Below are 22,379 nucleotides of genomic sequence, written 5' to 3' on the forward strand. Positions count from 1 at the left end.
GGGCGCGACGCCACAACCGGCTACCGCACCTGCCGGATACTTCGAGACTACCGCTCACACGGTGCTATGCGTGCCACGCCGCCGACATGGTACTCTGCAGACTAGCATCATTCGGCACGGTGTGGACGCTTGCGCTGGTCGGATCGAAGCCAGGATTATTGGCCGCATAGGTTGCCATCGCCTGGACCAGTTGCGAGACTTGGCTGTCGAGCTTCAGGCCGCCGGCGGTGATCTCCTGCAGCTGCGAACCGGCACCGGAAAACCACCCGTTGACCGTGGCGCTGGTGTTGGTGCCAAGCAGGTCGATGAGCAACTTGTCGCCTGAACGCTCGAACCAGAGCTGGTCGCTGCTGATCGCGCCCACGAAATCGAGCTCGTTGCTGAAGCCTGTCGCGGTCGGAAGGTTGATTGCGGCCTGCCCGGTGCCAGACGACACCTGAAAGGAATTGCTCCTTGCCTCTCCGTTTGCCACCTCCGAGCCGGCGCCAAACTGGACGACTTTGGTGCCATAGGCATAGCGGCGTGGCGAAGCCACTTCCGCTGTCCCCGCCAACCAACTCGGCCACGTCGTAAATATTTCCGTTGCCATTCTTGAACGCAACGCAGCGTACCTGTGTATCGCGGTAGCGACTGCCTGGTTCCGAAGGAAACTCCCCGATATCTCTTGCTAGCCGCCGCTCGCCCGGCTCTTGAGCCATATGGCCGCTGCGCCAATCAGAGCCGTCGACACCCCGCTCCACCAGATCGAGCGCGGCCGCGCCGCGCTGATCGAACTGAGGTACAGCAATGCTCCGAGCACCACACCATAGTGCTTGCGAAACTCACCGCTTCTGCGAGCGATTTCAACGAGGTCCGAAGACCTGACTTGCGGATCTGCCATCACGACCACCTAACCGTCCGAAGACACCATCATAAAAGTGAATTGGGTATTTCGTCGAGTCATATTTCGTCTTTTCCGAATTTTGTGATCGAGGCGCGCCCGGTTGCTGCGCGAGGGATCGAGGCAGCGAGGCCGTGACGCGAAGCGGCACGGTCACGAGAGCCCGCCCGCATCCGCCGGCGCTCAAAACTGCTCCATCACCAGGCCAATTTCACGCAAGGCCTTCTCTTTGTCGGGTGCCGGCAGTGAGCCAGGACCTATCCACAGGCGCAACGATGCCGGTTCCGGCTTGATCGGGTAAGCTTGCCCGCCGCCACAAGGCCCCACCCCGATCACGCTCGATAATGACCGTTCAACCGACCCTCCCTGAGATCGCCGCCATGCTGGAACAGTCGCCCGACTACCGGGTACTGCGACGGCTGGTTCCCCGCGCCGAATTCACGCCACACGAACAGCCAGAGAAGATCGCGATCCTGCTCGACGTCGAAACCACCGGCCTCGATACCGCCATGGATGAGATCATCGAGCTCGGGATGGTCAAGTTCAGCTATCTTGCCGACGGCAGGATCGGCCGGGTCATCGACACCTTCAGCAGCTTCAACCAGCCGTCGATCGCAATTCCCGCCGAGATCACCGCGCTGACCGGCATCACCGATGAGATGGTTGCTGGTCACAGTCTCGATGAGGACCGCATCAACGCGTTCGCTTCCGAGGCGGTCGTCGTCATCGCGCACAACGCCGGTTTCGATCGCAGGTTCATGGAACGTTACGCGTATTTGTTCGTGCACAAGGCCTGGGCCTGCTCGGTCAGCGAGATCGAATGGCGCAGCCACGGCTTTGAGGGATCGCGCCTGTCCTATCTTTTGATGAAAGCCGGGCTGTTTCATGAGGCGCACCGGGCGGTCGACGATTGCCAGGCACTGCTCGAGATCCTGGCGATGGCCCTGCCCGAGCTCAATCGCACCGTGCTCTCGGTGCTGCTCGAGCGCGCCCGCCGCAAGACGATCAGGATCTGGGCCGAGCAGTCGCCCTTCGAGCTCAAGGACGAGCTCAAGCGACGCGGATACCGCTGGAGCGATGGCGCCGATGGCCGGCCGCGGTCCTGGTACATCGACGTCGATGATGGCAATCAGGCTGCCGAAATCGAGTATCTGCAGGAAACGGTCTACCAAAGAGACGTCGAGATCCGGATCCAGACACTCACAGCGTTCGACCGATTTTCCACAAGGGTTTAAGAACCAACTGTAGCTTTCACTGGATTCCAATGTGCGGCCGACGAATGCTTCTGCCGGCCACCTTCGGAATTGCCCGCTGGCCTCGATCTTGCCGCTAATCATTCATGAACGATTAGGCCAACATTACCGGACGCAAGGAGACAATCGCTCGCACCCCTGTTGGCTATGAACATGCAAAATCCTTGTCGTGCTCTTTGTCTGCTGACGGTTTTCAACGCCCCAGCGGCAGCATCTGCCCTCGCCTTGGAAAATATCAAGGAGGAACGGTCCATTCTCGTCGACAGCACCGGCCATATCCAGGAATTGCAATAGAGTCCTTGAGGCCCGAACCGCAATGGGGATCACCCGCGCAGCTGCAACGAGATCTCGGTGCTCGTGAACGTCCTCTCGGGTGTCAGCACCACTATGTCTACGACGGTCATCGAGCCCGGGTGGCTGTACACATATCTGACGTGCCAAAGCGGCCCGACGTCGGGCGAGATAACAAAATCTCCGGATTCGAGCGCGCGGGCGATCGTTCTGACTGCCACACTATTCTTTATCGGGACGGAGAAAACTGCGTCGACAAGCGCCGCAAGGGTTACCCCATCAGCAAGGAAGGCGCGAGCAACGTTGTCCCCGTGAGCCTCCCGGAGGGCCGACACGGTTGCGGCGACGGCTTCCGGGTTGTTCACTCTGCGCGCCTTGCTGAACCATGAGACGGTCAAGGTAACCGGGCTTCACCGGTGACCTCATCCTCATATAGGCCAGGAGCCCTTCCGTTGGTAACTCAAAGCGGACCGCCTTCACCCAGTCCAGAGCTCGCCCTTCGGCTCGATTCTGAAAAAACGCCCTTGCCACCAGCAGGAGGCGTAAACATCTAACATGTCGAGCAACGCAATATCCCTAACGGTAACAAGATGGACCTGACCGAAATCCAGAACTACGCGATACAGGCGAGAATGGCGTTCATCGTTGGCGCGGGAACGTTTGACCGCGTGTTCGCCGGCATCCGCTTTGCGGAGATCGACGGGTATCTTCTGTATGTCTACGCAAGAGACGAATCGAGCGCAGCCGAAATCGAGGACAATTTCGCCCTGCCCATCGCAATCGTTGCGTCGCAGATCGTCGGCCGGGAAATCGATGTCGTTGTCGTGCTACCGAAGGTCCTCCAGTGAGGGTCCCGCCAAGCGCCTGTTAGGCTTCTGCCGCGGCGGCTGCAGCTGTCGGATCGCCGCATACTGCACTTGTCCCAGCCACGTCTCGTTCGACGGCCAGAACACCGTATTGATCCGGATTTCGGCAGAGGCAGGACGGCCGTAATACAATCCCTGCCGATGTTGTCGTAACTTGCAGAGCATTTTTCACCTTTCGAGTTTTTACAGGCCCATTGCAGCCGGCCGGAAAGGACCGCCCCTTGGACGGTCCTTTTCGATTCCACGGTCCGTTTCAGCGGTCATTGCGGGGATTCACCTTTGAAGGAGCAACTCGCTCGAGACGCGGCAGACATCTTCCGACTGCTACGGGCATTCCGCGCGATTAAGGATCGAGCCGCACGGCGAAACGTTGTCGAGGCTTCGAGGCAATGGCCGAAAGTCGCGTAGCCGACAAGGCCCTCGACGACAAAGGCGGAAAGCCTCATGCTTGAGCGATGTGCTGCGGGCTAACTTAAGCCGGAGAACCGCTCCCTAGTGCCGTTCAATAGCTACGGTGTGCTCCGGAGGGAGTGCTGTAACGACCTTTGCGGGACGAAAAGCTTTGCGACTGTGAACCAAGGGACGGAGCGAGAACCCGGCTACGTCATGAGCCTTGCTGTTGGCAAGCGCTCCGGAAGCGGCGCCAGCTATTTGACCTTACGAGTTCCCGTTCGTCCAAGCGAAAGCTTTCGATTTATCCCCATCGACAGGGTATGCGGCGACTTGCGAGACTCGATTGTAAAGAAGGTTTCCGATAAAGGCTTCGTTTTTGAGAATGCGATAGATGAGCGCAGGATTCCAAGGGTGCCCCGTGGATGTCTCCACATTGCGGCGGTTCAGCTCTCTCGCGATCCATGCATCGCATTTTCCCTTGAGACATTGCGCGAAAATCCATTTGACGATGGCGACCTGATCCGGAGGCCCCGGCCGGATCTTCACGCGGTCGGATTGCAAAAATTTGGCCTCGCCCTTCTCCAGAAACATCTTCGGCCGCTGCTTCTGGTCAACCAGCTCGCGTCTGAGACCGTAAGTCTTCGGAGCGCCTACCGAGAACCCTTGCCGGATAACCCGCGAGTGGGAGGCATGCACTCTGGCCGATAGATCGCGACTGAAGTCGGCGGCCTGCGTTCGCTTGAGATACTTTCCCAAGGTGGAGGCCAAACTGAAGTCATTGTTGAATCCCTCGGCGCAATATTCGACCTCGACCCCGGCTTGCCGGCAGAGAAACTCGTAGTGAGCACCTTCGTCTAGATCTTGAAACCGCCCCCACCGGCTCACGTCGTATACGAGAAGCTGACCATAATCGGCTGCGCCTGTTGTGACATCGCTTATCAACCGTCGAAGGCCTGCTCGGTTCTTGATCTGAAGGCCGCTCTTGCCTTCGTCCGCATAGGTCTTGACGATCGCCAGACGGTGCGCGCTGGCGTAAGCCGCAATCACTGCCATCTGGTTTGCAATTGAGTAGATTTGCTTTTCGGTAGACATGCGAACGTACTGCGCCGCTCGCCGTTCCATGTCACCTTTTGGAAGGTGATCCTTCCTTATCGTAAGTGCATTTGCCATGGGCACTCCGACGGGGCCAGCTTACTCCATCTTTGCCATGCCCCAAAACCAACTTTGAAAATATTCTCTTTGCCGTCGGGCAAATCATCGATCCAATCACACACCCGATCAGTTTGCCGGCAGGCGCGGATCTTCTTGCCATATCGGTTCTATTTCCCGTACCGATCGGGGGCCTCGCCGAAGCGTGACGCCGGCACGCCCAAAGATGCATGAAAGCGATAGCCGCCCCCGAGCCGGCCACTCCATGCGCTGTCATCAGGAACTGGTCACCACCGCGGGATGGTGAAAAGCCGATCTTAAGTGAGTGACAACGTTGAACTTAGCTGAACGCGAAAGAGGCGGCGACAGAAACACCGCTTAGCCAGGAATGACTTCTCAACTCCCGCGGCATCGGAGGTTGTGCCGAATGTCGCCTGCCGCCTGCCAGGCGAGCCGCCACAGCCGCGCGGCTTGCGGGCCCTGTGTTTTGATGCCGTCAGGTACCATCGGGCTGTTACCTGCCGGATATTGCCATGCTCCGCGGAATCTGCTTCGACAACGATCATTGGTTGCACGAGCCGGCAGCCTGGTATGTCGACACGGAGCTTGCGGGAGGTATGAGAACGGTGCGGTCATCCTTGCGTTCCGGTGACCGGTCTGGCCCGAGGCCGGCGGGACGTCGGCCGAAAGCCCTCCCCCCAAGCCGCGGGCGCAAGACCGAGCCCGACAAAGGCCCTGCGGCCGCAACTCCCAAGTCCGAGCGGTCGCGAGACCTCATCCTGCATTCCGCGGCCCAGCTGTTCCGCCGCCAGGGATTTTCGGCCACGACCCTGCGCCAGATCGCAGCAAGGGCCAAGATCAAGGCCGGTAGCATCTACTACCATTTCGACTCCAAGGAGCAGATTCTCGACGAGGTGCTGGACCGCGGCCTCCGCCACGTGTTCGAGACGGTGAAGAACTCGGTCGAGCGAGCAGGAAAAGTATCGCACCGGCGCAAGATTGGTCTTGCGATCGAGGCCCATCTCGTCGCGCTCCTCGAGACGAGCGACTTCACTTCAGCCAACATTCGAATCTACGGACAATTGCCGGAGCAACTGAAGAAGCCGCACCGGCCGCTGCGGCGCGCATACGCAGAATATTGGGACCAGCTCTTCATCGATGCCCGGCGCGCTGGCGAGATCCGCGCCGATATGGAGGTGGTGCCATTGCGTATGTTCGTGATCGGGGCTCTCAACTGGACAATCGAATGGTTCAGGCTGGAAAACAGGGATGCCGTGCTCGAATTGGCCCGTCGCACAGAGACGCTGATCTTCGAAGGCGTCAATAAGCCCTGATCCCAATCTATCTGCCCTGCCAGACTGGCTTGCGCTTCTCTGCGAACGCTTTCGGCCCTTCGATCGCATCGAGACTGGCATAGGTCTCCTCATGCAGGCGCTCGGCCGCGACGAGGCCCTGCGCAAGCCCCAGGTCCATCGCGGCTAGCACACTCGCTTTGGCCGCCTTGACCGACAATGGCGCGCCCTCGACGATTTTCCGCGCCAGCTCAAGAGCGCGTTCGCGCACGGCCTTTGGTGTATCCTCAAGCGAGTTCACGAAACCATGCTCCGCGAGCCGTTCGATCGCGATCGTCTCGCCCGTCAGAACCATCTCCATCAGTAGGGGTTGCGGCACCATCCAAAGCATCGGCACCGCCCACGGGGACCCGCGCCCCATCTTGACCTCGCTTATTCCCGCACGGGTGCCGCGCAGCCCGATCCTCAAGTCGCACCTCAGCGCAAGCATCATCCCGCCGGCCATCAAAGATCCCGTCATGGCAGCAACGATGGGCTTGGAGACCTTCCGCATCGCGTGCTGCATGGGATCGCGCATCAGCGTCAGGATATCCACCCCGTCCCTCGCCCGGATTTCCGCGGCCTGCTTCAGATCCAGCCCTGCGCAAAATACCCCGCAATCCGCTGAGGTCAGGATGATCGCGCGGACCGAGGCGTCGGTTTCGACCCTGTCCCAGGCGTCGGTCAGGCCGTTCATCGCCTCGACCGAGAGCGCGTTCTTGCGTTCGGGACGGTCGATGGTCACCGTCGCGACGCCGTCTTCGACGGAATAGCGGACTTGCTCTTTTTCAGCCACGATATCTTCTTCCTTGAATTCTAACATTTGTTAGAATACATCGCCGCACGCCAGATGCAAGAACATGGCGCAGCTCTTGAGGCAGGAGGAAGCAAGATGGCGTATCTCTGGACGCCCCCCGCGGAACTGGTGGAGAAAAGCAACCTGAGCGCGTTTCTTCGCGCCACGGGGCAGCCGGACTACGACACGCTGGCGGCCAAGGCCGACATCGATCCAGCCTGGCTCGCGCAGGAAGTGTTTGGGTTCTGTGACGTTCGCTTCTATCGCAAGCCCGAGAAGATCCTTGATCTAGCACGGGGCGAACCGTGGGCGCGCTGGTGCGTTGGCGGGACCACGAACATCGTCCTCAATTGCATCGACAAGCACCGCGGAACTGAAGTCTGGGACAAGACATTCCTGCTCTGGGAAGGCGAAGACAGGCGCGAGCAGCGGCGACTGAGCTACGCCGAGTTCGCATTCGCTGTCGAACGGCTAGCATCGGGCCTGCGCAAGCTCGGCATCGGCAAGGGCGACGTCGTCGCGATCTACATGCCCAACCTGCCCGAAACCTTTATAGCTTTCTTTGCAATCCTGAAGATCGGGGCGATCGTGATGCCCCTGTTCTCCGGCTTCGGTCCCGACCCGATCAGGGCGCGGCTCAACCATGGTGAAGCGAAGGCCGTCATCACCGCGAACGGTACCTGGCGTCGAGGCGCGCCGGCTCCGCTGAAATCGGTTCTCGACGAGGCCCTGGAGACCGCACCAACCGTCCAGCACGTTATCGTGGCAAACCGCGGCGGGCTCGGCATCGACACCCCCATCCAGGCGGGACGCGACCACTGGTGGGATGAGATCGCCAAGGAGGAGGCAAACCTTCCGACCGTCGAGATGGACGCGGAAGATCCCGCCATCCTTCTCTACACGTCGGGTACGACCGGCGAACCAAAGGGCTGCGTGTGGACGCATATCAGCTTCATTGGCTCAATGGTGACGCGGGATATGATCATCTGCGGCGACTTCAAGCCAACGGACCTGTTTTTCTTCTTCAGCGACATGGGATGGATGGTGGGCGCGATGTGCGCCTGCATTCCAAGCTTTGCTGGCGGCAGACTCCTCGTGGCCGAGGGGACGCCCGATTATCCCGATACGGGACGCTTCTGGCGCCTGATCGCCGATCACAAGGTCACCTATCTCGGTGTTTCACCGACCATCGTGCGCGGCATGATGCGCCATGGCGATGAGGTCGAGCGATACGACCTCTCGAGCCTGCGAATGACTGCTTCGGGCGGCGAGGCCTGGACCGAGACACCGTGGCGATGGTTCTTCGAACACGTCTGCAAATCAAAGATCCCAATCATCAATATTTCTGGCGGAACGGAAGTCGGCGGCTGCATCTTCACCGGGACCCCCAACCATCCAATGAACCCATGTTCGTTCTCCCGGCCGGCCCTCGGAGTCGGCGCGGATATCGTCGACATGGCGGGTAACCCTGTCCCCGACGGCGAGGTCGGCGAGCTGGTGCTGCGTCATGCATCGATCGGGCTCACCAAGAGCCTGTGGAAGGGCGACCAGCGCTATCTCGAGAGCTACTGGAATACGATTCCGGGAATCTGGGTGCATGGCGACTTTGCCATGCGCGGCAAGGACGGTCTCTATTACATTCTTGGCCGCTCGGACGACACCCTCAAGATTTCGGGCAAGCGCGTCGGTCCGGCAGAGCTCGAGGGCGTGCTGACCGCAACCGGCAAGGTCGCGGAAGCTGCCGTCTTCAGCGTCCCGCATCCGGTCAAAGGCTCCGCTATCGTGTGTGCTTGCGTGCCGAGCCCCGGTGCGAAAGACCCCCGCGCGCTGTCGGAAGAGCTTGCCCAGGCCCTGGTGCAGGGAATGGGCACCTCGTACCGCCCGGAAAGGGTATTGCTGGTCGATGACCTGCCGAAGACGCGCAACATGAAGATCATGCGCCGCGTGCTTCGCGCAGTCTTCGAAGACAAGGACCCCGGCGATCTGTCGGCGCTCGCCAACCCCGAGGCGATCGACCATATCCGTCAGAAGCTCAAGGGATAGCTGTCGGCCCGGATTGGCCCGGACCAGGCGACGTCGCATGGCGTGAAGCCAGACATCAAGGCAACCACTCAGGTCGGTTGCCTTGACGGGGATCAGACGATCCTAGATCGGGCAATCCTTGGGGAAAGCTGGCTTGCGCTTCTCAAGGTGCGAGGCCAGGCCTTCGCGGGCTTCATTGCCGGCAAAGCCGAGGATTTCGAGGGCGGTTGACGTGTCGAACAGCGGCCCGTTGACGCGAAGCCAGTTGTTCAACGCATATTTGGTCCAACGGATCGCACTCTGTGCGCCGGTGGCGAGATCCTGCGCCGTTTCCAATGCGATGCTTTGCAGCTCCGCATCTTCGACGCACAGCGAAACCAGGCCGATCCGCTCGGCTTCCTCACCCGACAGCGGCTTGCACGTGAGCAGATAGTACTTTGCCTTCGCCAGTCCGCAGAGCAGCGGCCAGATGATACAGGCGACGTCGCCAGCGGCGACACCGAGCCGGGTGTGGCCGTCCACGATCCGCGCCGATTTGCCACAGATCGACACGTCGGCAAGGATCCCGACGACGAGGCCGGCGCCCACGGCGACGCCGTTGATCGCCGAGATGATTGGCTTGTTGCAGTTGATGACGTTGTAGACGAGATCCTTGGCCTCTTTCCAGGTCGCCATCCGCGCGGCCGGATTGTCGAGCAGCGACTTGATCAGCTCGAAATCGCCGCCGGCCGAGAATGCCTTGCCCGCTCCCGTGACAATCACGGCGCTGATGTCGGGATCGCTGTCGATGTCTCTCCAGATGTGAGTGAGCTGTGTATGGGTCTCGGCGTCGACGGAGTTATAGGTCTCCGGTCGGTCGAAGGTGATCCGAAGGATCCGTTCAGCCGGATAGTCGAGCTTCAACCTCGTGTAGGCCGCGTACCGATTGGACATATTGATCTTCCCGCTTTTGGCGCTTAAGAAGCGCTACCAATTATTTCTAACAGATGTTAGAATTTGTAGTCGGCCGGCGCAAGCACTGGCTCGAAACAAGAATGTCGAAAGACAGCGCTCGAGGAAACGTTGATGGAAACCGGGCTCAGTATCCAGACAGGGGGCGGATCCGGCATCGGAACCGTCGGTGCGTTGTTCGAGGCCTGTGCAGAGCTTCATGCCAACAGGCCTGCGATCGAATACCGCGGCCGGCGCGTGACTTATGGGGAGTTGCGCGACCGGGTCCGTCGGTTGACCGTCCTGCTTGCCGCGCGGGGCCTGCAACGTGGCGACCGGCTTGGCCTGCTGTCGCGCAACCGTCCCGAATATCTCGAGATCGAGTTGGCGGCCGCCAATCTCGGGATCATCACGGCTTGCCTTAACTGGCGGTTGTCGGAGCGCGAACTCTCCTATTGCATCGAACTGGTGTCGCCCAAGCTGCTGCTGGTCGAGGCCGACCTCGCAGCAAGCCTCCCGCCGGCCGCAAAGGCGAATCCAATCCTGGAGATCGGATCTCAATACGAAAGCGAGCTTACGCGAGCAGACGGGCGGGCATCCCCGTCTGTCGCCGAACCGGAAGATGGGCTCGTCATTCTCTACACCAGCGGAACGACCGGCCTGCCGAAAGGCGCCGTGATTTCGCACCGCGCGATGGTCATGCGGGCGTTGGTGTTCTCCTCCGAACTCGGTATCGCTCCGCACGACACATTCGTCGCATGGGCCCCCCTGTTCCACATGGCCTCGACCGATCATGCTCTCGCCACCCTGCTGCGCGGCGGAACTGTCGTTGTGATCGACGGCTTCCAGCTGGAACCGCTGCTGACGGCCGTTTCCCAACACGACATCGGCTGGCTGGTCCTCATTCCCGGCATGGTGGAGGCGCTTATCGATGGTCTGAAAGCGCAACGCACCAAGGTGAAGGGAGTGCGGGTGTGCGGAGCCATGGCGGATCTGGTCGCCCCGCACGCCATTGCCGAGGTCACCGAAATGCTCGGCGCCCCCTATCTCAACAGCTTCGGCTCGACCGAGACCGGCCTGCCGCCGGCGACGCGGGCGCTGATTGCGCCAGGCGATGTGCCGGCCAGCCTGTCCAAGCGGCAAAATGCGTTCTGCCAGATCAAGCTGGTGGACACCTCCGACAACGAGGTCGCGCCCGGTGAGCCCGGCGAGTTGGCCATCCGCAGCCCGACACTATTCTCCGGCTATTGGCGCGCGGACGAGACCAACGCGCGCGACTTCCGCGGCGGCTGGTTTCACATGGGCGACGTGTTCAGGCGCAACGCCGACGGATCGCTCGATTTCGTCGACCGCGCCAAATACCTGATCAAGTCGGGCGGCGAGAATATCTATCCCGCCGAAATCGAACGCGTCCTGCTAGGCGACGATCGGATCGCGGAAGTCGCAGTCGTCCGCGCTGCCGACCCAAGGTGGGGAGAGGCCCCCGTCGCCTTTGTCGCGTGCCGCGAAGGGGCTGCAATGACGGTAGCCGAGCTCACCGAACTGTGCCGACGCGAGCTGGCGAGCTACAAGCGGCCGCGCGAATTCCGTTTCATTACCTTCGGTGAATTCCCTCGCTCGACAAGTGGCAAGGTCCAGCGCCACGAACTCGAGCGCCTGTTGAAAGTTTCCACATGAGCGACACCAGCCTGAGAGGAAAGGTTGCCGTCATCGGCATCGGATTGTCGGCGGTCGGCAAGGTGCCAGGCCGCAGTCCGCTCTCGCTTGCGGCAGAGGCCGCAGCGAACGCACTCGCCGACGCCGGCCTCGCCAAGAGCCAGGTGGACGGCGTGCTGTCGAGCCATGCCTTCGCCTCCCCGTTCCATCGCTTCAGCGTTGCCTTCAGCGAGTATTTTGGAATCCGTCCGACCTTCTCGAACACGTTGCAGGTGTCCGGCGCCACGGCGGCGACGATGTTCAGCATTGGTGCGGCCGCCATTCACGGCGGCCTCGCCAAGGTGGTGCTGCTAGTCGCGGCCGACAGCCTGATGACGGGGCTGACGCCGGATCTGGCGCTGCGTTCGCTCACCGAAAGCCGGGATCAGCAATACGAGATGCCGTTCGGCATTCCGGTTGCCAACACCTTCGCAATGACCGCGCACCGGCATATGAGGGAGTTCGGCACCACGCCCGAGCAGTTGGCGGAGGTCGCCGTCGTGCACAGGCGTCACGCGGCGCGGACCCCCGGCGCGCAGCAGACGACACCGATCACCGCAGCGGACGTGCTCAGTTCGCCCATGGTCACCACGCCCTATCACAAGCTCGACTGTTCGCTGATCTCGGACGGCGGCGCGGCATTTGTCCTCACGTCGGCCGAGCATGCGAAGGCACTTGGGATCGGCAGGTCGATCTACATCCTCGGTTGCGGAGAATGCTACACCCACGAGCATATCTTCCTGATGCCGTCCCTGACCACGACCGGTGCCGTCGAATCCAGCCGGCGGGCCTATGCAATGGCCGGCTACCAGCCGCGCGATATGGATGTCGCCGGCATCTATGATTGCTTCACAGGCACCGTGGTGATGATGCTTGAGGACCTCGGCTTCTGCCGCAAGGGTGAAGGCGGCCCGTTCGTCGCCGACGGACAAATGAGCTACGGCGGCCAAATACCCTCCAACACCCATGGCGGCCTGCTGTCATTCGCGCATTCCGGAATGCCTGGCGCCCTGTTCCACTTCCATGAGGTGATCGCGCAGCTGCGTGGGCAATGCGGCGAGCGGCAGGTCGACCGCGCCGCGCTCGGGCTGGTGCACAGCCTCGGTGCGGGATTCGCCACCAATGCCACGGCCATTCTGGGCACGGAGGAAACGCTGTGATGGCATCCGAGGATTCCACTCGAAAGCCCCTGCCCGCGCCGGATTCCGATACGAGCGCATTCTGGCTTGGCTTGCGACAAGGCAAGCTCCTGCTGCAGCACTGCCGCCGATGCCGCAACGTGCAGTACTACCAGCAAACCACATGCCGCGAATGCGGCGGCGATGAGCTCGTGCACAGGCCCGCGACCGGCCGCGGCAAGGTGCACTCCTTCAGCGTGGTCTATCGCGCTCCCGGCCCCGCATTCAAGGCGGATGTCCCCTATGCCGTGCTGCTCGTCGAACTCGACGAAGGGCCGCGCATGATCAGCGCCCTGACGGGGAGCGATCCGGCGGATGTCACCTTCGACATGGAGGTCGAGCTCGCATTCGACCAGGTCTCTGACGACATAACTCTGCCGCGCTTCCGGAAAGCCTGAAGGACCCGCATGAGTTCTGCTTGCATCTGCGCGCGATCGATTCTAACAATCGTTAGAATTTCGCAATGCCTCGATTTTGTAGCGCTCACATCGCCAACCCACCGGTCGATTACACCAGCGGCAAGCCACCCATCGGCTTGCCGCGCAGCCGCCAGGACCACCCGCAATGGCAATCATGAAATCGGATGTCGTCACCTCGACCGAGGACTACGCCCGCAACCGCAGCGCCTACACTGAGCGCGTTGCGGATCTCAGGCGGCGCCGGGCCATGGCAGCACTGGGCGGTCCGGAACGGGCACGCAAGCTTCACAAGGAACGCGATCAGCTGCTGCCGCGCGAGCGGATCGCGGCGCTGATCGATCCCGGATCACCGTTCCTCGAATTCTGTCAGCTGGCCGGCGACGGCCTGTACGAAGGCGTACCGCCCGGCGGCAGCATCATTACCGGCGTTGGAATGATCTCCGATCGTCCCTGCATGATCATCGCCAACGAGCCCACCGTAAAGGGCGGCACCTATTACGGTATCACCTGCAAGAAGCATGTTCGTGCGCAGCGCTTCGCCTGGCAGCACCGCCTGCCCTGCGTGACCCTGGTCCAATCCGGCGGCGCCAACCTGCCCGACCAGCCCAATATCTTCCCTGACGATGGCCAGTTTGGCTCGATCTTCTACAACCAGGTCAGGATGTCGGCTGAAGGCATCCCGCAAATTGCGGTGGTGCACGGTCCCTCTACCGCAGGCGGCGCCTACATTCCCGCGTTGAGCGATGAGACCGTCATCATCAGAAACCAGGGCGCCATGTTCCTAGGCGGGCCGCAGCTGGTCTATGCGGCGACCCGCGAAGAGGTCGGCATCGAGGCACTCGGCGGCGGCGAGATGCATAGCCGAGTGAGCGGTGTCACTGACCATCTCGCCGAGAACGACGCCCATGCAATTGCCATCACCCGCGAGATCGTCGCCAGTCTCGGCGAGATCCCCCGGCAAACCCGGACCGTCGCCCCGGCGCGCGAGCCACACTTCGACCCCAACGAAATCTACGGCCTGATCAGTTCGGATCCGCGCATTCCCACCAATAATCGCGATGTCCTTGCGCGTCTCGTCGACGGCAGTGAATTCCATGAGTTCAAGCCGCTCTATGGCGATACGCTGGTGACCGGCTTTGCGCGAATCATGGGATTTGAGATCGGCATTCTCTGCAACAACGGCGTGCTGTTCTCCGAAAGCGCGCTGAAAGCGACGCACTTTATCGAGCTGTGCTGCAAGCGTGACATCCCGCTGCTGTTCATGGCGGATGTAACGGGCTTCATGGTTGGCCGTGAAGCCGAGGAAGGCGGCATCACCAAGAACGGCGCAAAAATGATCACGGCAATGGCAAGCGCCAATGTCCCGAAATACACGCTCATCATGGGTAATGCCTACGGCGCGGGATACCTCGCGATGTGCGGCCGGGCGTTCCGGCCAAATGCCATGATGATGTGGCCAAATGCCCGTTCCGCCATCATGGGTCCCGACCAGGCCGCGACCACGCTCGCGATGGTTCGCGACGAGGTGCACAAACGCGAGGGCACGAGTTGGACGGACGCCGAGCGCGAGGCCTACATGGCGCCGACCCGGCGAACGTTCGAGGATTTCGCCAATGCCTACAATTTCGCCCGCAACACCTGGTGCGACATGGTGATCGATCCGCTCGAAACCCGCAGCGTGATGGCGCTGTTGCTTGACCTCGCCGGGCGCGTCCCGCGTCAGCACACCGATTTCGGCGTGTTCCGGATGTAGACGAAGGGGGCCGCCATGTTCAGGAAAATTCTGATTGCCAATCGAGGCGAAATCGCCTGCCGCATCGCCCGCACCTGCCAACGGCTCGGCGTTGCGGTTTCCACCGTGCACTCCACCGCAGATGCCGACGCCTTGCACGTCAGGGTTATCGGTGAATCCATCGGGATCGGCGGCGCGCCGGCATCGGAAAGCTATCTGCGGATCGATGCCATCATCGCCGCCGCGAAAACGACCGGCGCGGAGGCGATCCATCCTGGTTTCGGCTTCCTGGCCGAAAACACCGACTTTGCCCGCGCGGTCGAAGCAGCCGGACTGGTATTCATCGGACCGACGCCGGATACCATCGAGCGGCTGGGCGACAAGGCATCCGCGAAGCGGGAAGCCGTCGCCGCCGGTGTCCCCACGGTACCCGGAAGCGAAGCTCCGAGCGAGGATCGCATCGAAGTCGAACGCAGCGTCCGCCGGCTCGCACTGCCGGTCATGCTCAAGGCCGCGGCCGGCGGCGGTGGCAAGGGAATGCGGGCGATCTCGACCTATGACGGACTTGCCGACGAAATCGAGTCCGCGATGCGTGAGGCAAGGAATGCTTTCGGCGACGCAAGGCTGATCGTAGAGAAACTGATCCTGCAAGGCAGGCACATCGAGGTGCAAATCGCGGGTGACGGCGACGGCAACGTGATCCACCTGTTCGAACGTGAATGCACGCTGCAGCGTCGCCACCAGAAGCTCATCGAGGAAGCGCCAGCTGCCAACCTGGCTCCCGCCTTACGCCAGCGTATCCTCGACGACGCTGTCCGGCTCGGACGCAGGCTCAGATATCGTGGCGTCGGCACGGTCGAATTCATCGTCACCGGCACCGACCATTATTTCCTGGAGGTCAATCCCCGGCTCCAGGTCGAGCATCCCGTAACCGAGATGGTTACCGACATCGACATCGTCGAGGCTATGCTCCGCATTGCCGCTGGCGAAGGCCTGCCGGTGAAGCAGGGCGAAGTGTTGTGCCAGGGCCACGCGATCGAGGCGCGGATCTGCGCCGAAGATCCGAATGACAGCTTCATGCCATCCACTGGAGAGCTCGCCCATGTCAGGTTCCCGTCCAGCGGCATTCGCGTCGAGACCGGCGTCGAAAGTGGGTCAATCGTCACGCCCTATTACGACTCGATGCTCGCCAAGCTGATTGCTCATGCCGCCTCCCGCGATCAGACGCTCGACCAACTCGATCGTGCGCTCGGTGAAACCTCGATCTTCGGTGTCATCACCAACCGGGATTTTCTCCGTCGATTGATCGCCTTGCCCGCGACCCGCGCCGCGACTTTTCATACCCGTCTGATCGACGAACAGATCGATGCGCTCGCGGCCACCGCTGGCGACATTGACCCGGAAGCGCTGGCGGTTGGTGCGTTTTTCTGGATGATGCGCCAGCGCGCTGCCGCTTCCGGCAACCCCTGGCAGTCCAACAGTCTGACCGGCTGGCAGATGGCGGCAGCCGATGACGGCTTGTCACCGATCCCCATTCTCCACCTCGAAGCCGCAGGCGACAGCGCGGAGATCCGCTTTGCGCCCTTGCAGCCAGATGGCTCGATGCTGATCGGTGTCGACGATGACAGGATTCGGGTGCAGCTTTCGCCGCTTGCCGATGACACGTTCGCAGCCACAGTCAACGCGCGCTGCGAGACCGTGCGGATCGTACAGAAAGACCAGGCGATCTTCGTGCACGATCCACGCCGCGCCCATAGCATGACCGCGATCCCCTACCTCAGATACATCAGCACCGACGCCGAGATCAGCGGCGAACTGCGCGCCCCGATGACCGGCCTGGTGTTGAAGATCAATGTCACGGTCGGTAGCCGCGTGAAGGCAGGCGATCCGACCGTTGTCATGGAATCCATGAAGATGGAACTGCGCATTGCCAGCGAGGTGAACGGCATCGTGACCGCCGTCCACTTCAAACCCGGCGACACCGTCGAGCGAAACGCCGTCGTCGCCGTCGTCGAGCCTGCCCCGCAATAGCCACCTCCTCACGAACCCTTCAGGAAAGCACATGTTACGATTGGGAAGTGTAAATTATGATGTTCAGGACAACATCGCGATCCTGACGCTCGACGAGCCCAACAAGCTGAACGCACTGACCAGCGGCATTCGCATGGGCATCCGCGAAGGACTACAGCGGGCCGACCAGGACGATGCGGTACGTGTCAGCATCATCACCGGCGCCGGTGGCAAGGCATTCTGCGCTGGCGCCGATATCGGCACCTTCGATTTCGATCCGGAGAAAGCGCGCGCGTTCTTCATCGACGCCATGGAGGTCCTGAGCGCTCCCGAACGGGCCCTCAAGCCGGTGATCGCCGCGGTCAACGGAATAGCCTATGGTGGTGGATTTGAGCTCGCCATTGCATCCGACTTCATCCTGGCGGCCGAGAGCGCTCGCTTTGGCGTACCCGAGATCAAGCTCGGGCTGCTGCCCGGCTTCGCTATCGTTCGGCTTCAGGACATCGTCGGGCGCGCAAAAGCCAAGGAAATGAGCATCCTCGGCGACCCTGTCGACGCCGCGGAAGCAAGTCGTCTTGGACTCGTATCGCGCGTCGTTCCCGACGAACGTCTTCTCGTCGACGCAATCGCGTTCGCGCAACGCATCGCCTCACAGCCTCGCCTTGCCGTGCAGATGGCCAAGTCCTTCTACAATCGCGGTCTTGGCGGCAACGAGATGCGCCATGCGATCGATGGGTTTCCGTTCCTGCTGATGCACGCCGATGCACGCGAAGGCATCAATGCATTCCGGGAAAAGCGCGAGCCGCGATTCGATAAGACGTAGCTGTAACGGCTGCGTTCGGCCCGACCACATCGTCGCGCAGACATCCTGTCCCGACGACCAACCACCCTACTGTCCGATAGAACAAAATGAGGGAGAACACGTGAAGAGGAATTTCCTGGCCCTGGCCATCCTGGTTGCGACAGCGTCGACCGCCTCCGCCCAAATCTCGAATGACGTGGTCCGGATTGGCGTCCTGACCGACCTGTCAAGCTGGGGACGCGACAACAGCGGTCCCGGCTCGGTCGAGGCGGCGAAAATGGCCGTTGAGGAGTTTGGCCCGACAGTGCTCGGAAAGCCAATCGAGATCGTCAGCGCCGACCACCAGATGAAGACCGACGTCGGCCTGCAGATCGTTCGCGACTGGTTCGACAACGGCAAGGTCGACGCGGTAGCGGACATTCCGAACTCGGGAATTGCGATCGCCGTTCACAATATGGTGCGGGAGCGCAACAAGATCGCGCTGCTGTCCGGCCCGGGCGCGAGCTCCCTGACCGACGAATTGTGCAGCCCCAACACCGTACATTTTTCTTACGATACCTACGCGCTATCCAAAGTGACGGCGTCGGCTGTCATCAAGGAGGGTGGCAAGTCCTGGTTTTTTGTCACCGCCGACTACGCGTTCGGCCAGCAACTTGAGAAAGACGCGACGCGCTTCATCAAGGAGCTGGACGGCAAGGTACTCGGCAACGTGCGGCATCCGACCAACACAGCCGACTTCTCGTCATTTGTACTGCAGGCGCAAAACTCCAAGGCGGATGTTGTGGCCTTTGCCAATGCTGGCCAGGACACCGACAATGCCATCAAGCAATCCGGTGAATTCGGCCTGGTTCAGGCCGGCCAGAAGCTTGTCGGCCTGCTGATGTTCGATACCGACGTGCACGCTGTCGGCCTGCAGGCCGCACAAGGCACTTACATGACGACGGCCTCCTACTGGAACATGGATGACAAGACCCGCGCCTGGTCAAAGAGGTTCTTCACCCGGACCAACGTCATGCCGACCATGATTCACACCGGCGTCTACGGCTCTGTGCTGCACTATCTCAAGGCGATCAAAACCGCCGGCACAGATGATCCCGCCGCGGTCATGGCCAAGATGCGCGAACTTCCGGTCGAGAACACATTCGTACATGGCGCCAGGCTGCGCGAGGACGGGCGGGTGATCCGTGACATGTACCTGGCGCGCGTGAAGAAGCCATCAGATTCGAAGGAGCCGTGGGACTATCTCGAGATCGTCAAGACAATCCGGGGTGAGGACGCATATCGGCCTGTCAGCGAATCGAAGTGCGCGCTTCTCAAGAAGTGAAACGACCTGATCGGCGCAGAGAGCGAGCGAAGGCCACTGCTTGGCCGGGCGGATTTTGGGAAACAAGTAAGGCAATTCATTGCCGAACATCGGAAGGACGATCAGTTCGTGACCACAGCATCATCTCCAATCGAACTCGTCGTTGCCGACAGGATCGGGACGATTTGGCTGAACCGGCCGGAGCGAGGCAATGGGATCGAGCTCGGGCTGGCGACTGCGCTCAGGGCAGCTGCCTTCGACCTCGAACGTGACGCCAGCGTCAAGGTCGTCGTCATCCGAGGCCGCGGAGCAAATTTCTCGGTCGGCGGAGATCTTCGAGCTTTCTCCGCTGCCGGCGCCACCTTCCCGCGGCTTGCAATGGACATCATCACTGCCTTCCACGACGCACTCGCTTCACTGAGACGCTCAGGAAAGCCGGCTATCGCCGCGGTGCACGGGGCTTGCGCCGGCGGAGCAATGTCCCTGGCGTTGGCCTGCGATTTCGTTCTAGCCGCCGACACGGCTCATTTTTCAGTGGCGTACCGGCGGCTGGGCGTTTCCGCCGATGGCGGCATGAGTTACTCGCTGACGCGCCTGGCGGGGCCAAGACGAGCGCTGGAGTTGATGCTCCTCTCTGACCGCACAAGCGCAAGCGAGGCACTGTCGCGCGGATTGATCACGAGAGTATGTGCAGAGCAGGAGCTCGAGGCCGAGCTGACCCGAATGGCGCGGGCGCTAGCCGATAACTCACCCGCCGCAAGCCGTGCGGTGAAAGCCCTGGTCTGGAGCGCCGATACCACAACGCTCGACGAACAACTGTCGGCCGAGCTAGCTTCATTCGTCGACTGCGCCTCCTCGGCGGACTTTCGCGAGGGCATGAAGGCGTTCAACGAGAGGCGGCCGCCAATATTCGCAGGAGAGTGAGAAAATGGGATCCCTGGACGGTAAGGTCGTTTTCATTACAGGCGCGAGCCGCGGCATAGGCCGGGAGATCGCGCTTAAATTCGCATCGGAAGGAGCGCGAGTTGCACTCGCGGCCAAATCGAGCGAGCCCCATCCAACTCTTCCCGGAACTATCCATACAGTGGCCGAAGACATTCGTAAGCTCGGTACCGCCGCCCTTCCCCTCCGTGTCGATGTACGCGACGCCGATGCGCTCGCAAACGCCATCGAAAGGACGGTTCAGGAATTCGGCGGGTTGGACATCCTGGTGAACAATGCCAGCGCCATCAGTCCGACCGGACTGCTCGATACGCCGGCCAGGAAGTTCGATTTGCTGAGTGCGGTGAACGGCAGGGCGACCTACATCTGTGCCTATCATGCTGTACCGCACCTGAAGCGGTCGTCAAATCCCCACGTTCTCACCTTGTCGCCGCCACTGCCAAAGTCGGCAATCTGGCTCGGCAAGTATCCCGCATACGCCACCTCGAAGTACAGCATGACGATGTACACGCTGGCGCTCGCCGAGGAATTTCGATCGTTCGGAATTGCCGCCAATGCCCTTTGGCCAAAGACCATGATTGCGACCGACGCCGTGCGCGTGCATTACCAGTCGGATTATCGCCGCAGCCGCTCGCCTTCAATCATGGCCGATGCGGCACACTTCATCGTTACGCAAGGCAGCCGCGAATTCTCGGGCAGAACCTTGATCGACGAGGAGGTTTTGCGTTTGCAGGGTGTCGACGACTTGTCGGTCTATGCAATAGATCCTGCCAGCCAGCTTGCGCCAGACATCTTGATCGAATGACTGCAGCAACGATCAGGGAACGCTTCCCGGCAGGGAAGCATCGAGGTACTGGGACTTACCCGGCTGCAGGAATGGCTTCCGAATGAACATCGTCAGCGCGCGCGTCGCCATTATTGTGAATCCAGCCTTGCCGCTCGGGTTGATTGCGAACACAGTTGCGGCCTTGAGCATCGGTATCGGCGCCGCGGAGCCGGACCTTGGAGGAAACTTCTTGACCGACGGCAACGGGCTCACTGTCCGGACCAGCGCAAACCGTCCGGTACCAATTCTGCAAGCCACGCCCGAAGCGCTGTCCGTACTGCTGACGCGCGCGCAGCCATTGGCGAGCGGCGCCGTTTTGGTACCTTTCCCGCAATTCGCCAGGGGGCTCCACCGCTTTGAGGACTATCTCGCCGAATTTCCGCTGCGCGCGCTCTCGAACGAGACGATCGACGGCTTGGGCTTCTACGGGCCTGAGAAATGGGTTCGGTCGCTGACGGGCAATTTGAAGCTCTTGCGCTGAAGATAACGCCGCGTCATGAACCTGAGGACTGACCTCATCATAAGCATGGTCGTGTACCCTTACGCCCATGGCGCTATCTCCGCTCAAGCATAGCGTCAAGGTGCTCTCGCTGGGCGATTAGAACCTTTCAGCCCTCATGAGCCACGTTTCAAGCTCACCGGGAAGCCCTCGAGTGCGAGCGTCCGGCTATCTCAAGGGGAGCCGCGTGACATTAGAGCTTCTGGATTTCGGCTGGTGGCCGGCCGGCCCGCAAGCCTTCCCGAGCCGAAGCTGTCCTCATCACGGTGGAAAAGCTCTTGCGCTCGTCAGCCAGACCTTCGGCCAACGGACGGTCGAGAGCTGACCGGGTAAGGCGCTTGGCAAAGGCCAGGCCTTCGGCACTTCGGCCCAACAGCTCAGCGCCGATCTCAAGGGAGCGCGCGAGGGGATCGGCGACGACCTCATGCACAATTCCGATTTCGTGGGCGCGCTGTCCGGTCACTGTCAGGCCACGAAGGATCATCTCGAGTGCCCTGGCCTCTCCAACAATCCTGGGCAAACGCTGTGTACCGCCACCACCCGGAAAGATGCCGATGCGCGTTTCCGGAAGTCCGATCGCCGTAACACTGCTCCCGGCGATGCGCAGGTCGCATGCCAGCGAAAGCTCGAAGCCACCTCCCATGCACAGGCCATTGATTGCCGCAATGACCGGCTTGTCGACGGCTGCAATCGCATCCGTCAGCGCGTGGAAACCAGGTGGCCGAGGACCAGGCGACGACGGGGCGCGAGACGCTCCGCGCTCAATGGCATCTGCGGCCTCGGAGAGTTCCGCAACGTCGTAGTGACGGATGAAAATGCCGGGTAGGCCCCCTGTAATGACAATGACCCGGACCGATGGGGCCATTCTTGCAGCGGCGACCGCATCGAACATCTCAGCCGCCCCGGCGGCCGTCATGGTGCCGAATGGGACGTTAGCATAGGTGATGACACGGACCGCGTCGCGATCCTGGATGGAAACAAGGGGCATAGCCTACCCTCACCGCAACCGCTCGCCGGACAATCACGCGTTGGCGTTGCGCCGCTCAGAATGCGCCCGGGTCC

At 61.3% G+C, this 22,379-nt stretch carries 21 protein-coding genes; 14 read left to right on the plus strand and 7 right to left on the minus strand.

The window, feature by feature from the left end; all coding sequences use genetic code 11:
* Positions 1 to 64 precede the first annotated feature (64 nt).
* Both JEY66_RS27705 and JEY66_RS27710 read right to left on the minus strand, forming a co-directional pair.
* Positions 65 to 589 (minus strand): hypothetical protein, encoded by a 525-nt coding sequence (locus tag JEY66_RS27705; protein WP_210290927.1) that lies wholly within the window; start codon positions 587 to 589, stop codon positions 65 to 67.
* A 78-nt stretch (positions 590 to 667) separates the two neighbouring features.
* Entirely contained in the window at positions 668 to 880 is a 213-nt protein-coding gene (locus JEY66_RS27710) for a hypothetical protein (protein WP_018271044.1), read from the minus strand.
* Positions 881 to 1,224: 344 nt separating this feature from the next.
* Here JEY66_RS27710 and JEY66_RS27715 point away from each other — a divergent pair, with 344 nt between their 5' ends.
* Positions 1,225 to 2,115, plus strand: a complete 891-nt coding sequence (locus JEY66_RS27715; protein WP_018271043.1) for a 3'-5' exonuclease — start codon at positions 1,225 to 1,227, stop codon at positions 2,113 to 2,115.
* 341 nt (positions 2,116 to 2,456) lie between these two features.
* Here the strand turns inward: JEY66_RS27715 and JEY66_RS27720 are convergent, their stop codons facing one another.
* Positions 2,457 to 2,789, minus strand: coding sequence for a hypothetical protein (locus JEY66_RS27720; RefSeq protein WP_016840648.1), 333 nt, complete (start codon positions 2,787 to 2,789; stop codon positions 2,457 to 2,459).
* A 225-nt stretch (positions 2,790 to 3,014) separates the two neighbouring features.
* Between JEY66_RS27720 and JEY66_RS27725 the strand changes: the two genes are divergently transcribed.
* A complete protein-coding gene (locus JEY66_RS27725) occupies positions 3,015 to 3,272 on the plus strand; it encodes a hypothetical protein (RefSeq protein ID WP_016840649.1) in 258 nt (85 codons plus the stop codon).
* A gap of 675 nt (positions 3,273 to 3,947) precedes the next feature.
* Here the strand turns inward: JEY66_RS27725 and JEY66_RS27730 are convergent.
* On the minus strand, positions 3,948 to 4,853 hold the full coding sequence (locus JEY66_RS27730) for a recombinase family protein (protein WP_080650354.1): 906 nt from the start codon (positions 4,851 to 4,853) through the stop codon (positions 3,948 to 3,950).
* 512 nt (positions 4,854 to 5,365) lie between these two features.
* Here JEY66_RS27730 and JEY66_RS27735 point away from each other — a divergent pair.
* Complete coding sequence (locus JEY66_RS27735) at positions 5,366 to 6,166, plus strand: TetR/AcrR family transcriptional regulator (protein WP_018271040.1); 801 nt, start codon at positions 5,366 to 5,368, stop codon at positions 6,164 to 6,166.
* A 7-nt stretch (positions 6,167 to 6,173) separates the two neighbouring features.
* On the opposite strand, the gene JEY66_RS27740 is transcribed toward JEY66_RS27735, so the two are convergent.
* Positions 6,174 to 6,986 (minus strand): enoyl-CoA hydratase/isomerase family protein, encoded by an 813-nt coding sequence (locus JEY66_RS27740; RefSeq protein ID WP_018271039.1) that lies wholly within the window; start codon positions 6,984 to 6,986, stop codon positions 6,174 to 6,176.
* A gap of 69 nt (positions 6,987 to 7,055) precedes the next feature.
* On the opposite strand from JEY66_RS27740, the gene JEY66_RS27745 reads away from it, so the two are divergent.
* Positions 7,056 to 9,002, plus strand: coding sequence for an AMP-binding protein (locus JEY66_RS27745; RefSeq protein WP_018271038.1), 1,947 nt, complete (start codon positions 7,056 to 7,058; stop codon positions 9,000 to 9,002).
* 102 nt (positions 9,003 to 9,104) lie between these two features.
* Here the strand turns inward: JEY66_RS27745 and JEY66_RS27750 are convergent, their stop codons facing one another.
* The gene (locus JEY66_RS27750) at positions 9,105 to 9,914 is read right to left on the minus strand and encodes an enoyl-CoA hydratase/isomerase family protein (protein WP_018271037.1); all 810 of its coding nucleotides are present in this window, start codon (positions 9,912 to 9,914) and stop codon (positions 9,105 to 9,107) included.
* Between the two features lie 132 nt (positions 9,915 to 10,046).
* Between JEY66_RS27750 and JEY66_RS27755 the strand changes: the two genes are divergently transcribed.
* From JEY66_RS27755 to JEY66_RS27800, 10 genes are all read left to right on the plus strand, one after another.
* The gene (locus tag JEY66_RS27755) at positions 10,047 to 11,588 is read left to right on the plus strand and encodes a class I adenylate-forming enzyme family protein (RefSeq protein WP_018271036.1); all 1,542 of its coding nucleotides are present in this window, start codon (positions 10,047 to 10,049) and stop codon (positions 11,586 to 11,588) included.
* A complete protein-coding gene (locus JEY66_RS27760) occupies positions 11,585 to 12,766 on the plus strand; it encodes a thiolase C-terminal domain-containing protein (protein ID WP_018271035.1) in 1,182 nt (393 codons plus the stop codon). Before JEY66_RS27755 ends, JEY66_RS27760 begins: the two co-directional genes overlap by 4 nt.
* Positions 12,766 to 13,182, plus strand: a complete 417-nt coding sequence (locus JEY66_RS27765) for a Zn-ribbon domain-containing OB-fold protein (RefSeq protein ID WP_016840658.1) — start codon at positions 12,766 to 12,768, stop codon at positions 13,180 to 13,182. Before JEY66_RS27760 ends, JEY66_RS27765 begins: the two co-directional genes overlap by 1 nt.
* A 166-nt stretch (positions 13,183 to 13,348) precedes the next feature.
* Positions 13,349 to 14,956 carry a carboxyl transferase domain-containing protein gene (locus JEY66_RS27770; RefSeq protein ID WP_016840659.1) on the plus strand — a complete coding sequence of 536 codons (1,608 nt, stop codon included), beginning with the start codon at positions 13,349 to 13,351 and terminating at the stop codon, positions 14,954 to 14,956.
* Positions 14,957 to 14,971: 15 nt separating this feature from the next.
* A complete protein-coding gene (locus JEY66_RS27775) occupies positions 14,972 to 16,966 on the plus strand; it encodes an ATP-binding protein (protein WP_018271034.1) in 1,995 nt (664 codons plus the stop codon).
* 31 nt (positions 16,967 to 16,997) lie between these two features.
* Complete coding sequence (locus tag JEY66_RS27780) at positions 16,998 to 17,768, plus strand: enoyl-CoA hydratase/isomerase family protein (RefSeq protein WP_038373314.1); 771 nt, start codon at positions 16,998 to 17,000, stop codon at positions 17,766 to 17,768.
* A 100-nt stretch (positions 17,769 to 17,868) separates the two neighbouring features.
* A complete protein-coding gene (locus tag JEY66_RS27785) occupies positions 17,869 to 19,071 on the plus strand; it encodes an ABC transporter substrate-binding protein (RefSeq protein WP_016840663.1) in 1,203 nt (400 codons plus the stop codon).
* A 108-nt stretch (positions 19,072 to 19,179) separates the two neighbouring features.
* The gene (locus JEY66_RS27790) at positions 19,180 to 19,974 is read left to right on the plus strand and encodes an enoyl-CoA hydratase/isomerase family protein (protein WP_018271033.1); all 795 of its coding nucleotides are present in this window, start codon (positions 19,180 to 19,182) and stop codon (positions 19,972 to 19,974) included.
* Between the two features lie 4 nt (positions 19,975 to 19,978).
* Entirely contained in the window at positions 19,979 to 20,797 is an 819-nt protein-coding gene (locus JEY66_RS27795; RefSeq protein WP_026192612.1) for an SDR family oxidoreductase, read from the plus strand.
* Positions 20,798 to 20,879: 82 nt separating this feature from the next.
* Positions 20,880 to 21,299 (plus strand): DUF2000 domain-containing protein, encoded by a 420-nt coding sequence (locus JEY66_RS27800; RefSeq protein WP_016840667.1) that lies wholly within the window; start codon positions 20,880 to 20,882, stop codon positions 21,297 to 21,299.
* Positions 21,300 to 21,510: 211 nt separating this feature from the next.
* Here JEY66_RS27800 and JEY66_RS27805 read toward each other — a convergent pair whose 3' ends face one another.
* The gene (locus tag JEY66_RS27805) at positions 21,511 to 22,305 is read right to left on the minus strand and encodes an enoyl-CoA hydratase/isomerase family protein (protein ID WP_018271032.1); all 795 of its coding nucleotides are present in this window, start codon (positions 22,303 to 22,305) and stop codon (positions 21,511 to 21,513) included.
* Positions 22,306 to 22,379: the final 74 nt, after the last annotated feature.

Origin of the sequence: Bradyrhizobium elkanii USDA 76, assembly GCF_023278185.1 — a bacterium.
Taxonomy (GTDB): Bacteria; Pseudomonadota; Alphaproteobacteria; order Rhizobiales; family Xanthobacteraceae; genus Bradyrhizobium; species Bradyrhizobium elkanii.

Coding starts and splice junctions, on each gene's coding strand:
- JEY66_RS27705 (WP_210290927.1), bottom strand. CDS start 589: ATGGCAACGGAAATATTTACGACGTGGCCGAGTTGGTTGGCGGGGACA.
- JEY66_RS27710 (WP_018271044.1), bottom strand. CDS start 880: ATGGCAGATCCGCAAGTCAGGTCTTCGGACCTCGTTGAAATCGCTCGC.
- JEY66_RS27715 (WP_018271043.1), top strand. CDS start 1,225: ATGACCGTTCAACCGACCCTCCCTGAGATCGCCGCCATGCTGGAACAG.
- JEY66_RS27725 (WP_016840649.1), top strand. CDS start 3,015: ATGGACCTGACCGAAATCCAGAACTACGCGATACAGGCGAGAATGGCG.
- JEY66_RS27730 (WP_080650354.1), bottom strand. CDS start 4,853: ATGGCAAATGCACTTACGATAAGGAAGGATCACCTTCCAAAAGGTGAC.
- JEY66_RS27735 (WP_018271040.1), top strand. CDS start 5,366: ATGCTCCGCGGAATCTGCTTCGACAACGATCATTGGTTGCACGAGCCG.
- JEY66_RS27740 (WP_018271039.1), bottom strand. CDS start 6,986: ATGTTAGAATTCAAGGAAGAAGATATCGTGGCTGAAAAAGAGCAAGTC.
- JEY66_RS27745 (WP_018271038.1), top strand. CDS start 7,056: ATGGCGTATCTCTGGACGCCCCCCGCGGAACTGGTGGAGAAAAGCAAC.
- JEY66_RS27750 (WP_018271037.1), bottom strand. CDS start 9,914: ATGTCCAATCGGTACGCGGCCTACACGAGGTTGAAGCTCGACTATCCG.
- JEY66_RS27755 (WP_018271036.1), top strand. CDS start 10,047: ATGGAAACCGGGCTCAGTATCCAGACAGGGGGCGGATCCGGCATCGGA.
- JEY66_RS27760 (WP_018271035.1), top strand. CDS start 11,585: ATGAGCGACACCAGCCTGAGAGGAAAGGTTGCCGTCATCGGCATCGGA.
- JEY66_RS27765 (WP_016840658.1), top strand. CDS start 12,766: ATGGCATCCGAGGATTCCACTCGAAAGCCCCTGCCCGCGCCGGATTCC.
- JEY66_RS27770 (WP_016840659.1), top strand. CDS start 13,349: ATGGCAATCATGAAATCGGATGTCGTCACCTCGACCGAGGACTACGCC.
- JEY66_RS27775 (WP_018271034.1), top strand. CDS start 14,972: ATGTTCAGGAAAATTCTGATTGCCAATCGAGGCGAAATCGCCTGCCGC.
- JEY66_RS27780 (WP_038373314.1), top strand. CDS start 16,998: ATGTTACGATTGGGAAGTGTAAATTATGATGTTCAGGACAACATCGCG.
- JEY66_RS27795 (WP_026192612.1), top strand. CDS start 19,979: ATGGGATCCCTGGACGGTAAGGTCGTTTTCATTACAGGCGCGAGCCGC.
- JEY66_RS27800 (WP_016840667.1), top strand. CDS start 20,880: ATGAACATCGTCAGCGCGCGCGTCGCCATTATTGTGAATCCAGCCTTG.
- JEY66_RS27805 (WP_018271032.1), bottom strand. CDS start 22,305: ATGCCCCTTGTTTCCATCCAGGATCGCGACGCGGTCCGTGTCATCACC.